The organism is Wolbachia pipientis (genome assembly GCA_023052945.1).
In the GTDB taxonomy this organism is placed as follows: domain Bacteria; phylum Pseudomonadota; class Alphaproteobacteria; order Rickettsiales; family Anaplasmataceae; genus Wolbachia.
The window spans coordinates 338,720-353,141 of the sequence record CP095495.1 but is presented as its reverse complement, the minus strand read 5'-3'; the positions used below and the strand labels follow the sequence as shown (position 1 = coordinate 353,141).

The following is a 14,422-nucleotide window of genomic DNA, read 5'->3' as shown; positions in this document are numbered from 1 at the left end:
ATAATTAAAAAAGATAAAAATACTACCTTAATTTTTATCTTTTTTTCGCTATCGGATTGTAACTTTATATCTTTTATAAAGTTAAATTTTTCTTTTAAGTAATCTGTTGCCTTTTCTGTGCTACCAAACATTATGACTAACACACCAAACATTATCATAAAAAAGATCAGACCTCTAAACACTATTGCAAGTATCACTGCAGCCATACACAACCCTATGATTGTTGAAGGACTCATATTTTCTACAGTATCTTTAATTGAAAATGAAGAAATAAAATCTTTTACCGTTTCTTGTACATCCTTTAATTCATCACTCACCGAAGCTTCGCTAGAATATGATGCAAAAATGAAACTTAATAAGGCTATAAAAACCAAAACTTTATTCAATTGAATGCGCATCAACTAAATACCCTTTAAATATTCCTCAAATATAACAACTTTTATATCAATAAGCAAGAACTGAATTCACTTATCCACTACAAGTAACACATATTTAATTTTTACAATGCTGTAAGCTCTTTATCATTAACAAGAGGACTCACATTAATGGATGTTAATTTGCTTGACAGAAAGTTTGAATGCAATTCAGCTACTGCTGCTATAGCAAACACTGCAGCCATAGCAAGTAGTCCTGCTCCTACCAGTCCTGATGTCATTGCTCCTGCAACAATGCACCCTATTGTAGAGAGAGCACAACCTGCTACAAGTGCAACGTGAAGATTTCTGTTATTGGGTTGTTTCTCAGGTGGCGTACCTTTACTATTGTTTTTGTTTGCAGAAGGTTTTTGCACAATGGAAGCGGTGTTCTTTTTTTCTTCAGGTTGCAATGGCTGACTACCTGTCATCTGAGTAGCCTGACCATCTGGGCCCATATTTTCTTTTTTTCTGGATCCCAGTGTCAAGCACTGGGATGACACCTGAGCTGGCTCTTCTTCTGCGGTCTGTTCTAGCAGCACTTTATTTCCAGTTTCTTCTTTTTGTGGATTACTATCTTCTTCAGTAGAGCTTAATGTTGAGCTTATACTGCTCCTTCTACTACTTGATGCTAAGCCAGGTGAACCCATTTCACTATCTGAGTCACTAGCACACACTTCTTCTTTAGTTAGACTTTCTAATTCCTGTTGAGTTTGATCCTGCGTCATTGGACTTTCTACATTATTTTCTGTCATCCCAGTGCTTGACACTGGGATCTCTTCTTTTATGGAATTAATAGGTTGTTCTTCTATTTTCGAATATTTATTGCTGCTCTTGCTAATAATTTCCGAAATTATTCGTCTTATTTCCTTTGCTTTTTCTTTGTCTAGTTTTGTTGACTCTGTTATTTCTACTTGCAACGCTGGAAGAAAGGTTTTGATATAATATTCTTTTTGCTCTATTAGTGATTCTCCTAGTTTAGCGAACATTTCAGGAGTAACTCCTTCCTTAATCAACCTTTTGCACTTCCCGGGAGCCCCTTTGTTTCTAACTTTCTCGTCTGAATAATCTTGATCTCCTCTTTTTATCTCTTCAAGTATTTCAGAAAGCTCATCAGCATTCATGTTTGCAACCGAACTTGGTTCTTTATTTTTCCAAAGGTTTACCAAAAAATTTCGCATAGCATTCCTCCATACATAACAAAATGTATAGATACCTCATCAGCGTTAAATTTACATTAAAACTGGGCAATGATGCCCTATAATGGACTCTTTCAGAGATAATTATGACTTGCTTGCGTTAACTATTTGCTTTGTTGCTTCTACAGATTTGCTCTCAATATAATTGTTTGCCTGTTGAATTAATATGTCTATCACTTCTTTTACGGGTCTTTCCCTATCAACCATGCCAACGCTTTGACCGGCCATTAAAGATCCTGTTTCAATATCTCCTTCAATCACTGCTCTTCTTAAAGCTCCAGCCCAGAATTTTTCTATTTCAAGCTGCCCATCTTCTTTTGAGATCTGGCCCTTTTGGTATTCATCAATAACTTTTTTTTGATGCTTCATAAAATCATCACTTGCTTTGTTGGCTATAGCTCTTACTGGAATTACAGGAAAATCAGCACTTATCTGCATAGAAGGTATTGCATTACGTGCGGCTGATTTAATAAACACTTTCTTAAAATTTTTGTGGGCAATTGACTCATTTGTGCAGACAAATAATGTACCTATTTGACAGCCACTTGCCCCCATTTCTAAGTAATTAACTATCATTTCACCTCTTCCTATTCCGCCGGCAACAAATACTGGTGTTTGTTCATTTTTAAAATGAGGCAATATCTCTTGTGCAAGAACAGAAGTGCTAACTGGCCCTATGTGCCCGCCTGCTTCCATTCCTTCTATTATTAACGCATCTACTCCCATTTTCACTAACCTTTTCGCAAGGCTTAATGCTGGTGCAAAGCACATAACTTCAATGCCTGCACTCTTAATTTTTTCTATATTAGGCTTCGTTGGTAATCCGCCAGCAAGCACTATATAGCTCACTTTCGTTTCAATGCACACATCTATCAACTCACTCAACTTTGGGTGCATAGTAATTAGGTTTGCACCAAATGGTTTGTTAGTTAATTTCTGTGTCTCTATGATTTCTTTTTTCAATAGGTCTGGAAACATTGCACCACATGCAATTACACCGAAACCACCTGCGTTTGAGATTGCCGAAACCAAGTTTCTCTCTGAAACCCAGCTCATAGCACCACCCATTATCGCAAACTCACTACCAAGAAAATCTGTTCCTTTTTTCCAGAGGCTACTTAACATATAACCTATATCATACGTTTAAAAATGTTTTGCTTATCTATAAATGTGTGTTTCAAAGCGCCAAGTATATGCAAGATTATAAAGAGTACCATAAAACATGCAAGCATCGAATGTAGCTGATTAGCCGTGTTAGCTAGATCTTTGTTTTGATTAATCAACAAAGGGATATGAAAAAAATACTTGATCTTTTTGCCAGAAGCAGAAGACATAACATAGCCAGATAGTGGCATTAGCACCATCAAAGAATACAAACCAAAGTGTACTGTTTTGCTTACATTGATTACAAATCGAGAAAAATTTGCTGGAAGTCGTGGAACATAAGTAAAGACGCGAAAAAATATGCGTACTATGATTAATCCAAGAATAGTGATACCGCAAGCCTTATGAATAGCGTATATGTTGAACTTAATTTCATTGCTAAGTGGTAAGCTTTTCATATAAAGTCCAGAGCAAAGCATACCAATAATAAAAGCAGCCATCAACCAATGGATAACTCTTAAACCTAGGCTATATTTATCGTCTTCCATTCTGATTACTCTAAAGTAGCATTTATATAATAGAAAAACTATTTTTCAATCAAAATTATTAAAGCAATTTAGATTTACCGACAATGTAGCTATACAAATTCGACCCAGCCGAGAGTCAAGTAGCAGGCACTGGCATCTAAGTCATAGAAACGGATTAAATGCAAAACTTACTTGACACATTTTGCCAGCCCCCTTATCATGAAAGTGAAGCTATTTCATTTAACTTCGCAATCTCTGCAGCAGATTAAAATGACAAGAAAACTTGTATTTGGCGTACTATTGTTTAATTTTTTGCACTATGTGCACCGTATGTCTTTATAAAATTTCTAGGTTTTTACCTACATAAGCTGAAACGCGCTTATAAAGCGTTCAAGACATCACCCAACGTCAAATTTTAAAATAGAGAGTGTAATAACTAGCTACCACGGGTTTTCTATGCCTTTTTTTTCTGCCTAGTAAATTTCTTAAATATTAAAGCTAAGGTTAGTTGCCGTTTAAAAGCAGCTAAATTGCAACGTTTAAGACTTAAAAAACGCCAATACTGAAAATAGACAATGACTAGGGCTTCTTTTGCCTTTTTTTTGTTTGGTGAATTTCTTAATGTTTATACGGAAAGTGTCATCCCAGTGCGTGACACTGGGATCTAGACTGCAAGTAATGCATTGGGTTTTGTGAATATGGGTTTTGCGTTATAGAATGAAACACTTTTGGTGAATTTGTAAAGAAAACTAGATCCCAGTGTCACGCACTGGGATGACATTATTAGGAGTACTGGGATGACAAGAAGAGGGCTACTCGGATGACACCGTCTTGGATGAAAACCAGTGCCAGCTGTTTGCATAACACCCTCCTTTTTCCTGGATCCAAGTAGTCAGGGCACTGGGATGACATCGTTTACTATGTGATATCGTGCCATATTACAATGTTCGTGCAGTTATGTGTCAACTACTTTTGTGGCACCGTTTGTTATTCAATCTTTATACTAGTTTTACTAAAAATTATAGTATTTTAGGTATAATTGCAATATCTAAATTTAAGGTATAGGGATGAACCCTAGGAAAGTTTTTAATATTCTTTTTATAGTATTATTTATTTCTTTTTCTCATGTTGGGAGTGCTGCTGACGCTAATGACGATACAACTGCTCAAGTAATATGTAATATTATTGGCTACGTTTGGGGAATAGGCGGACCGCTTATGACCGTAGTGATAATAGGTGCAGCTTTGCTTGCGATATTTGGTAGAATGCCATGGCCAGCTCTTTTTGCACTCGGTATATTTTGTGCTGTATTTTTCGGTGCTAAAACTATTGTGACAAAAGTAATGGGTGGTATAGGCAGCACTGGAAATACTTCCTTGATGGACCAATGTGGAACAGGAGACACAAAAAAGAACCAATAGGGTTATTTTTTTCTAAAGCAGACCTGATGCACGGCTTCAACTATATCTTCCACTTGCGGTAATGCTTTTTTTTCTAGGTTTGCAGCATAAGGTAAGGGGATGTCCTTGCCAGTTACGCGCATAACTGGAGCATCAAGGTAGTCAAATCCTTGTTCCATAACAACGGCTGACAGCTCTGCTCCTATTCCTGCAAATGGCCATCCTTCTTCTACACTAACTAACCTATTAGTCTTCTGAATAGAGTTAATAACAGTTTGAGTGTCAAGTGGTCTTAAGGTTCTGAGGTCAATAACTTCAGCTTCTATACCTTCACCTGAAAGTAAATCTGCTGCGTTTAAAGCATCCATTAATTTCAGTGAGAAAGCAGTGATAGTTACATCCTTTCCTTTCCGTATAACAGCAGCCTTGCCTATCTCAAGTAGATAATCTTTATTTGACAGCTCAGAGTCAGAAACTTCATGTTCATGTCCGTAAGCTATTTCGTTTTCTAGAAATATTACCGGATTCAGGTCACGAATTGCAGCTTTAAGCAGACCTCTGCAATCGGAGGCAAAGTAAGGTGCTATTACTTTTAATCCCGGTATATGTGAATACCAAGATGCAAAGCATTGAGAGTGTTGTGCAGCAACTCTTGCTGCAGCACCATTTGGCCCACGAAATACTATAGGGCATCCAAGTTGTCCACCTGACATATAATTTGTTTTTGCTGCAGAATTCACGATTTGGTCGATAGCCTGCATAGAAAAATTAAAAGTCATAAATTCGACAATTGGCTTTAATCCAGCGAATGCTGCTCCAACAGCAAGGCCAGCAAATCCATGTTCGGTAATAGGCGTATCAACCACTCTATTTTCTCCGAACTCTTTCAGTAATCCTTTTGTCATTTTATAGGCACCATCATACTCTGCAACTTCTTCACCGATGATCAACACGTCAGGGTCGTTTTGCATTTCTTCTCTGATCGCTGTGCATAAAGCTTCTCTTACACTTAAGGTTGCCATTTATAAACTTTTATAGACTGTAACTAAAGTAACTATATCAGAATTACTAGGAAGCGTACAAATTAAGTTTTATAAACTGACCTTACCCAGATGATATGAATAAGTATTACTTGGTTGAAAGCAAGAGAAGATAATAACTTCTCAGAGTGGATAGGTGGCAGTTCTTTTGAGGCACTGTCTGCTCTTACATGGAGTGTAGGAAGAAGACCTCGTGACCCAGATTCTGCCACCGGTGAGGCTCAGTCACCTTTTTGATAGCCTGAAGATGGCTTTATGTTTCCTGTTTCTTTTTTCCTTTTCCTCCATAAATATATTGTTTTTATATTCAGTTTAAATATTTCACTAATTCTTTTTATCGTCATTGTTTTTTCATCAACTGCTTTGAGAACTTGTTCTCTGAGGTCTTCACTATATGGGCTTGGCATTTTTCATCTCTTTAATATGCCATTATAACCTATTCTATCCTTCAGGTAAACCTTTCTTGGGTTAGCTATAGCAGTGGGAATAGTAGTTGGAGCTTGTTGTCTGGTTGCTGCTGCAATCATATACTATTGTAATAGACCTTCAAATTCACTTGAAAATAGCAAGATCCAAGGGTTTTCTGGAAACCATGAACAACATAAGACCTGCTGCGAATCAAGCGATAAAAAAAAGGAAAGGAAGGTGACTAAAATCAAGGTTAACTAAAAGGCGTGCTTAAGATTTACAATACCAGCAATAATATTGAACCTCAGGTTATATTTTTTCTGAAAATTGCGATAAACATTCGACATAATCTTAAATATCTTTATCTCTCGGATCTTGTTTTCTACTCTCATTCTAAATGATGCTAATCTTCTATTATGCTCTGGAGTTAATGGCTTTTTACGATACTTTTTATATGGAATTATAACATTGCTTTGCAATTTTTGCCAACCTTGATATCCAGAATCGGCATGTTTTATGCTATCAAGTGGTAAATATTTTTCTTGTTTCCTTATGCGGAAATCACTAATTCTACCACGGTATGACTTTGACACTGATAAAATTCTTCCTCCTTCTTCGATAATAATCTCAGTTTTCATAGTGTTGGTTCTTTTTTTTCCTGAATATGATTTCTTCCGTTTTTTACTATCTTCTGGTCTCTGTATTTGCTGTTCTGTAACATCAGCCAAAATCTTCAGTATTTTTTCTGGCGTCATACTTCTATCTTTTGTTATAGTCACTTTTTTGGCGAGTAATGGCTCTATTCTCTTAAGTAACCTACATACATTTGCGTTGTGTACATTGAATAGGCATCCTAAAAATCTATGTGTTATGTAAGTGCGATAGTACAAAATTACGCAAAACAACTTATCTTCCAGAGTTGGTAGTTTTGATCTTCTACCATGACACTTTTTCTGTTTTTTGCATCCAGACCTCACTTTTTCCACTACTTTTTCGAACTCCTCTATAGTTAAACCTGTTATATTACGAAAGTTTCTTGGGTATTTTTTCATATTATAGTAACTAAAGCTCATTTTTTTCCTTACTTGATCTGCTTATTCTTCTTCTACCTCTCTCACATCATTTTTTCAATCACCTTTTTCAGCAGGTCTCTACTCTGTAAAATTCACAAGACCTATTAAAATATTTTTTTACTTTTCATCGTATATTTCTCAACATATTATCTTTAAATACTAAAATAATTAACAATATGGCATTATTAATAGTTGAATCACCTGCGAAAGCAAAGACAATAGGTAAATATTTGAGTAAAGAGTTCAAAGTAGCTGCATCTTTTGGCCATGTGAGAGATCTTCCAGTGAAGAACGGTTCTGTTGATCCGGATAACGATTTCGCCATAAAGTATGAGATTATTGAAAGGGCAGAAAAATATGTAAAAGAGTTGGCAAAGGAAGCAAGTAAAACATCAGACATATACCTTGCAACAGATCCAGATAGAGAAGGAGAAGCAATAGCTTGGAATGTGATAGAGGCACTAAAGGAAAGGAAAGCAATCAATGATGAAAGTAACATTCATAGAGTAGTCTTTAACGAAATAACAAAAAGAGCAGTGCAAGAAGCTATAAAAAATCCACGTGGAATAAACATGGACTTAGTGCGCGCACAGCAAGCACGCAGAGCTTTGGATTATCTAGTTGGATTTAGCTTGTCACCGCTGTTGTGGACAAAATTGTCGGGAAGTAAGTCTGCAGGGCGAGTGCAGTCTGTTGCATTAAAGCTTATATGCGAACGAGAAGATGAAATCAGTAAGTTTATAACACAGGAGTATTGGAGCATAAAGGCAGAAATGCAAAATAGCAAAGATGAGGCTTTTTTTGCTATGCTAAGCCACTATGACAATAAAAAGCTAGAAAAATTTGATATTAAGAATGAAGAAGAGGCAAAGAACCTAGTTGAGGAGATCGAGTCAAGGCAGTATGCTGTAAGTACAGTAGAACGCAAGCAAGTTAAGAGAAACCCGCTTCCTCCATTTATCACCTCAAGTCTTCAGCAAGATGCAGTGAATAAACTGTATTTTAATGTGAAAAATGTTATGCGAGTAGCGCAAAATTTATATGAAGGTATCAATATTGGTGGTGAAACCGTAGGGTTGATAACTTACATGCGTACAGATGGGTTTCATATTGCAGATGAGGCTATAAACTCAATTAGAGGGTCAATTAAGTCGTTATATGGTGATAAATATTTACCGCAGTCTCCTCGTAAATATGTAAAAAAGGTCAAAAATGCTCAAGAAGCACATGAAGCAATCCGGCCAACTGATATTAATAGAACGCCGGGTAGTATTAAGGATTACTTAACGCCAGAGCAATTTAAATTGTACGATTTAATCTGGAAAAGAACCATTGCAAGTCAAATGGAATCGGCGATTCTTGATCAAGTGGTAGTTGAAATTAGTTCTATTGACCAGAAAGTGATTCTGCGAGCAAGTGGATCAAGTATATTCTTTGATGGTTTTTATAAAGTCTATCAAGATAACATGGAAGCCGAAAATGAAGGTCTGCTACCTGCCATGAAGGAAGGGGAAGCGTGTAAGCTGATTTTAGTTGAGCCAAAACAGCATTTCACTCAACCGCCACCTCGTTATAGTGAAGCAAGTATCGTTAAAAAAATGGAAGAAATCGGTATAGGTCGCCCGTCAACTTATGCAACAATTATTTCGGTATTACAAGATCGTGAGTATGTTTCATTGGATAACAAAAGATTTATTCCAAGCAGCCGCGGTAAAATCGTTACTATATTTTTAGAAACTTTTTTTCAGCGTTGTGTAGAGTATGATTTCACAGCACAAATGGAAGAAAAGCTTGATTTAATCTCAAATGGACATGCAGATTGGAAAAAAGAATTGAGCCATTTTTGGGTGCCATTTTTTGGTCATGTAAACTCTGTCAAGCAAATGACGCATGATGAAGTTTTCAGCGGCATTCACGATTTGGTAATCGATTGGTTTTGTTCAGAAGAAGGAAAAAAAGAGGTGAATACGAAATGTCCTGATTGCTTAGGTGGCATATTGAAATTGAACTTTGGGCGAACAGGAGTGTTCCTTGGATGTTCTAACTATCCTGAATGCAACCATACAAAAGAAATTACGGGCAGTAATGACAATTCAGAATATCCAAAAAGTTTAGGTATAGATGATATAACAGGACAAGAGGTAGTAATTAAAAAAGGTCCTTTTGGGCTTTACCTGGAGTTTAATAGTGAGCCTGGAAAGAAAAAAACGGTTTCTATACCAAAAGATATAAATGTTAATGACATTGATCTAAATACCGCTACTCAGTTGCTCTCCTTGCCAAAAATAATTGGAGAACACCCAGAAACCGGAAAGGAAGTAAAAATAGGCCTTGGACGATTCGGGTACTATATTTTCTATGATGGTAGATACTTTTCTCTTAAGAAAAGCTCCAAAGAGGTGCTGAATACAGAATTGAGCGAAGTTGTACAAATTATTGCAAACAGTCCACGCAAAGAGTTAAAGTCTCTCGGGGTTAATGAAAAAGGAAAAGAAATCTTTATCTGCAAAGGCAGGTACGGGTTCTATATAAAATGCGATAGAACAAACGTTGCTTTGGGTAAGAATGCAGATATTGAAAGCATAGATTTGAAGAAGGCTTTAGAGTTGATTAAGAATAAAAAGTAGACTTCCTGCATAACCAATAACGAACTTTTATTGGGAATAGAGACGAAAAAACTTCCTTGACAAACTCCGCCAGCCCCCTTATCATGAAAGTGAAGCTATTAACGAACTTTTATTGGGAATAGAGACGAAAAAACTTCCTTGACAAACTCCGCCAGCCCCCTTATCATGAAAGTGAAGCTATTAACGAACTTTTATTGGGAATAGAGACGAAAAAACTTCCTTGACAAACTCCGCCAGCCCCCTTATCATGAAAGTGAAGCTATTTTATTTAACTTCGCAATCTCTGCAGCAGATTAAAATGACAAGAAAGCTTGTATTTGGCGTACTATTGTTTAATTTTTTGCACTATGTGCACCGTATGTCTTTATAAAATTTCTAGGTTTTTACCTACATAAGCTGAAACGCGCTTATAAAGCGTTCAAGACATCACCCAACGTCAAATTTTAAAATAGAGAGTGCAATAACTAGCTACCACGGGTTTTCTATGTCTTTTTTTCTGCCTAGTAAATTTCTTAAATATTAAAGCTAAGGTTAGTTGCCGTTTAAAAGCAGCTAAATTGCAGCGTTTAAGACTTAAAAAACGCCAATACTGAAAATAGACAATGACTAGGGCTTCTTTTGCCTTTTTTTTCGTTTGGTGAATTTCTTAAATATTTATGGCTAAAGTAATTTAGGCCTACCGACAACCGTCATCCCGCTGCTTGTTAGCGGGATCTATGTGAGATACCGTGAATAAATCATGGTATGACGTCTCGCTTGCAACCTATAGCCTTGTCATTCCAGTGCTCCTTTTTTTGTCATTCCAGCGTCACGCGCTGGTTTCAACATTATATCATGAACAAAATCAACTTTTTAAAATTCATTGAACTGTGCTTTCAAACGGTGGTACCGGGGTGTGAGTATAATAATTATCGGTACATAAAAGTCATAGCAGATAGGCTAGAAGCAGCGAGTACTGGTGAAGTGAGACGAATAATATTCAATATGCCTCCGCGTTCAATGAAATCTATGTGTGTGAGTGTTGCGTGGCCCGCGTGGATACTGGGAAATCAGCCAACTGCAAGAATAATAGTTGCAAGTTACTCTCGGCTGCTCAGCGAAAAGCACTCGCTCGATACGAGGTGTATAATGCAGTCTAGTTGGTATAGAGAGCTGTTTCCAGAGGTAGAACTATCCAAAGATCAGAATACCAAATACAAATTTCAAACAGTGCAGAGAGGATACAGAATCGCAACATCAGTTGGAGGGACATTGACCGGTGAGGGTGGAGATTTTATCATCGTGGATGATCCGCTCAGTTCTGCTCAAGCTTTGAATGAAATGTTTAGAAAGCGTGCTACAAACTGGTTCGATCAGACTTTAGTAACCAGGCTCAACAATAGAAAAAAAGGAGTCATCATTCTTGTGATGCACAGGCTCCACCAGGAAGACCTAACGTGGCATCTTCTCTCCAAACTAAAAAACATATGGAACCATACTTGTTTACCGATGATATCTGAAAATAAGGAGATTATCTATTCAATCAAAAAACCAGCGCCTCCTGTTCCTGTCATCCAAGTAACTATAAATGAGCGCATCGGGTGGCTGTATAATAAACCAGCATCACGCATTGCACCTGCAAGGATTTTATACTCAAGAGAAGAAGGTCAGTTGCTATATCCCCTAGATGGAGGAAAAGAAGAAATTGAGATGATAAAGGTTGAACTTGGGAGCTATGCTTTTGCTGCTCAATATCAACAAAACCCTCTGCCACTTTCAAGTGGTATAATTAAACGAGAGTGGCTGAAGCGCTATAGAAATTTTCCTGATAGTCTCTCATATGTCACTCAGAGCTGGGACACTGCAGTTTCAACAAGCAGCATGAGCAACTTTAGCGTCTGCACTACCTGGGCAAAAACAGACAACAAATTCTATTTACTTGATGTATATCGCGCAAAGCTTGAGTATCCAAAGCTTAAAGAGCAAGTTTTGTCACTAGCTGCAAGATGGACACCACACGCAATTTTAATCGAAGCAAAAACAAGTGGTCAGCAATTGGTGCAAGAGCTAAAAACAAACAGTAGACCTGCTGCGAATCAAGCGATAAAAAAAAGGAAAGGAAGGTGACTAAAATCAAGGTTAACTAAAAGGCGTGCTTAAGATTTACAATACCAGCAATAATATTGAACCTCAGGTTATATTTTTTCTGAAAATTGCGATAAACATTCGACATAATCTTAAATATCTTTATCTCTCGGATCTTGTTTTCTACTCTCATTCTAAATGATGCTAATCTTCTATTATGCTCTGGAGTTAATGGCTTTTTACGATACTTTTTATATGGAATTATAACATTGCTTTGCAATTTTTGCCAACCTTGATATCCAGAATCGGCATGTTTTATGCTATCAAGTGGTAAATATTTTTCTTGTTTCCTTATGCGGAAATCACTAATTCTACCACGGTATGACTTTGACACTGATAAAATTCTTCCTCCTTCTTCGATAATAATCTCAGTTTTCATAGTGTTGGTTCTTTTTTTCTTGAATATGATTTCTTCCGTTTTTTACTATCTTCTGGTCTCTGTATTTGCTGTTCTGTAACATCAGCCAAAATCTTCAGTATTTTTTCTGGCGTCATACTTCTATCTTTTGTTATAGTCACTTTTTTGGCGAGTAATGGCTCTATTCTCTTAAGTAACCTACATACATTTGCGTTGTGTACATTGAATAGGCATCCTAAAAATCTATGTGTTATGTAAGTGCGATAGTACAAAATTACGCAAAACAACTTATCTTCCAGAGTTGGTAGTTTTGATCTTCTACCATGACACTTTTTCTGTTTTTCCCATCCAGACCTCACTTTTTCCACTACTTTTTCGAACTCCTCTATAGTTAAACCTGTTATATTACGAAAGTTTCTTGGGTGTTTTTTCATATTATAGTAACTAAAGCTCATTTTTTTCCTTACTTGATCTGCTTATTCTTCTTCTACCTCTCTCACATCATTTTTTCAATCACCTTTTTCAGCAGGTCTATAGAAATAGAGGGCTTTTTCGATTGCATAGAATAGGAAATCAGAACAGAAAAAACATGAATTAGGAAATTTGTTGGCGATCTGTGTCTTGTGTGCTCAATCTCAAATTTGTTTTTCAAGGAGTCAAAAACAGTCTCAATAATCGATCTTTCCCTTAGTAAAATCTTCTCTTGAAGTGAAATGAGAACGTTTTTCATACCTTTTTTTACTTTAGTGACGAGTTTTAGGCCTCTATCAAAGAGTTTCTCAAAGAGCTCTTTCTTTATATAGCCCTTATCTCCAAACAAAAGTCCGGTCAGTCTTTTAGTGAGAGTTGGCAAAGGTTTTCTGTCATCAACGTTACCTTTGGTTAGAGTAAGTGCTTGAATTTCTCCAATTTCATTAATTACCAAGTGCAATTTAAAGCCAAAAAACCAACCGTATGTGCTCTTACTAATTTCTGCCAAACCATCAAAACTTTGTTTTTGGAGATCCTTTTTTTGTGACAAACAGCGATTGTAGAAGTGTCTATGTAGGAAATACCTGTCATTTTTGCTTGTTTGCAGAACCATTGCAAAAGTAATGCTAAATACCATAAAACCCGTGATTTAAGAGCGATAAATCGGTCATATGTTGGCAATTTAGAAAACTCAGATTTATAAAGTGGCAGATAAAGTAGGTAAAAAGCTTTGAAACTTTTGCAAGGGGATTGATGGTATAATAGAATTACGGTGAGAATTTCCGGAGTGGTAATTCCTGGTATTCTAGTGGGTTTTCTGCCTTTTGATAGGAGCATATTGGCAAAATTATCATCGACTGTGCGACAAAAATCCTCGACGCAACAGTAAAGTTCTGTAATATCTTTCTTCATGGGTAACCTCTTAATTATTGCTAAAATACCCGAGCTTACCCTATTTCTCTCTTCTTAGCTGCACTTTTATCTCTTTCTTTAATCCATAGTTGGGGTTATTACAGAAACTAAAACACTGCAAGATAGTAAAAATATTATGTTTAAACTAGTTTGACTTATATTATATACTGTGGATAATATATCATCTATTTATGATTATATTAATATAAGGAAAATGTTATAATCTGGAGGGTAAGTAGTTATGCTAGGCAATGATAATACAAGCTACAGTTTAATTTCTGCAGTTCGTGAAGGAAGACTAGAAAGAGCAAGGGAGTTAATTAATTCTTTTGGGCTGTCTTACTCACAAGCATGGTCAGAAGGATATGTTTTACTTCGTGATGCTATTGAGAATAAACATACAGCGGTTACTAAACTACTGACCTTACCCAGGAAAAGTGGAGAGAAAGTTGAGACGTTTTTATAGTAAAAAATGTTTTCATAAAGAGGTGCAATATGACAAATGGAAGAGAGTATACAGCAGAGTTCAAAGAAGAAGCTGTAAAACTTTTCAGAGAAAGGGGAGAAACAATTTCACAAATAGCAAGGGATCTAGGTATAAATCCCGGTATATTAGGTAAGTGGATAAAGAAGTATAACGAGAAAAAGTCAGCAGTAAATGCATTTCCGGGCAGGGGTAACGTAGCGCCTTATGATAAAGAGAGATTTGACTTAAAGAGAGAGTTAGCAAGAGTAACAAGGGAAAGAGACATTTAAAAAAAAGCCC

13 protein-coding genes and 2 pseudogenes are annotated in these 14,422 nt (G+C 36.5%); 6 read left to right on the top strand and 9 right to left on the bottom strand.

Annotation, left to right across the window (positions count from 1 at the left end):
• Nucleotides 1-38: 38 nt before the first annotated feature.
• The 4 genes and pseudogenes from MWH06_01660 to MWH06_01645 all read right to left on the bottom strand — a co-directional run bounded on the left by MWH06_01660 (nt 39) and on the right by MWH06_01645 (nt 3,264).
• Nucleotides 39-398: pseudogene (locus MWH06_01660) on the bottom strand (hypothetical protein).
• A 101-nt stretch (nt 399-499) separates the two neighbouring features.
• Nucleotides 500-1,594, bottom strand: a complete 1,095-nt coding sequence (locus MWH06_01655) for a hypothetical protein (protein ID UPA55375.1) — start codon at nt 1,592-1,594, stop codon at nt 500-502.
• Nucleotides 1,595-1,696: 102 nt separating this feature from the next.
• Nucleotides 1,697-2,737: a nitronate monooxygenase gene (locus tag MWH06_01650; protein ID UPA55374.1), complete on the bottom strand. Its 1,041-nt coding sequence runs from the start codon at nt 2,735-2,737 to the stop codon at nt 1,697-1,699.
• Between the two features lie 5 nt (nt 2,738-2,742).
• Nucleotides 2,743-3,264 (bottom strand): cytochrome b, encoded by a 522-nt coding sequence (locus MWH06_01645; protein ID UPA55373.1) that lies wholly within the window; start codon nt 3,262-3,264, stop codon nt 2,743-2,745.
• A 1,046-nt stretch (nt 3,265-4,310) separates the two neighbouring features.
• On the opposite strand from MWH06_01645, the gene MWH06_01640 reads away from it, so the two are divergent.
• A complete protein-coding gene (locus MWH06_01640; protein ID UPA55372.1) occupies nt 4,311-4,664 on the top strand; it encodes a TrbC/VirB2 family protein in 354 nt (117 codons plus the stop codon).
• Between the two features lie 2 nt (nt 4,665-4,666).
• Here MWH06_01640 and MWH06_01635 read toward each other — a convergent pair whose 3' ends face one another.
• The gene (locus MWH06_01635) at nt 4,667-5,665 is read right to left on the bottom strand and encodes a pyruvate dehydrogenase complex E1 component subunit beta (protein UPA55371.1); all 999 of its coding nucleotides are present in this window, start codon (nt 5,663-5,665) and stop codon (nt 4,667-4,669) included.
• Between the two features lie 239 nt (nt 5,666-5,904).
• Nucleotides 5,905-6,090, bottom strand: a complete 186-nt coding sequence (locus tag MWH06_01630) for a helix-turn-helix domain-containing protein (GenBank protein UPA55370.1) — start codon at nt 6,088-6,090, stop codon at nt 5,905-5,907.
• A gap of 73 nt (nt 6,091-6,163) precedes the next feature.
• Here MWH06_01630 and MWH06_01625 point away from each other — a divergent pair, with 73 nt between their 5' ends.
• Nucleotides 6,164-6,352 carry a hypothetical protein gene (locus MWH06_01625; protein ID UPA55369.1) on the top strand — a complete coding sequence of 63 codons (189 nt, stop codon included), beginning with the start codon at nt 6,164-6,166 and terminating at the stop codon, nt 6,350-6,352.
• Here MWH06_01625 and MWH06_01620 read toward each other — a convergent pair.
• Nucleotides 6,349-7,164, bottom strand: a complete 816-nt coding sequence (locus tag MWH06_01620) for a transposase (protein ID UPA55368.1) — start codon at nt 7,162-7,164, stop codon at nt 6,349-6,351. The genes MWH06_01625 and MWH06_01620 overlap by 4 nt on opposite strands.
• Before the next feature lie 176 nt (nt 7,165-7,340).
• On the opposite strand from MWH06_01620, the gene topA reads away from it, so the two are divergent.
• Both topA and MWH06_01610 read left to right on the top strand, forming a co-directional pair.
• The gene (gene topA / locus MWH06_01615) at nt 7,341-9,791 is read left to right on the top strand and encodes a type I DNA topoisomerase (GenBank protein UPA55367.1); all 2,451 of its coding nucleotides are present in this window, start codon (nt 7,341-7,343) and stop codon (nt 9,789-9,791) included.
• Between the two features lie 834 nt (nt 9,792-10,625).
• Nucleotides 10,626-11,897, top strand: coding sequence for a terminase (locus MWH06_01610; GenBank protein ID UPA55366.1), 1,272 nt, complete (start codon nt 10,626-10,628; stop codon nt 11,895-11,897).
• Between the two features lie 16 nt (nt 11,898-11,913).
• Here the strand turns inward: MWH06_01610 and MWH06_01605 are convergent.
• Nucleotides 11,914-12,728 (bottom strand): annotated as a pseudogene (locus MWH06_01605) (transposase family protein).
• A gap of 41 nt (nt 12,729-12,769) precedes the next feature.
• Complete coding sequence (locus MWH06_01600; protein ID UPA55365.1) at nt 12,770-13,294, bottom strand: IS982 family transposase; 525 nt, start codon at nt 13,292-13,294, stop codon at nt 12,770-12,772.
• 603 nt (nt 13,295-13,897) lie between these two features.
• Here MWH06_01600 and MWH06_01595 point away from each other — a divergent pair.
• Nucleotides 13,898-14,122, top strand: coding sequence for a hypothetical protein (locus tag MWH06_01595; protein UPA55364.1), 225 nt, complete (start codon nt 13,898-13,900; stop codon nt 14,120-14,122).
• A 29-nt stretch (nt 14,123-14,151) separates the two neighbouring features.
• Nucleotides 14,152-14,412 (top strand): transposase, encoded by a 261-nt coding sequence (locus MWH06_01590; protein ID UPA55363.1) that lies wholly within the window; start codon nt 14,152-14,154, stop codon nt 14,410-14,412.
• The last annotated feature ends 10 nt before the right edge of the window (nt 14,413-14,422 follow it).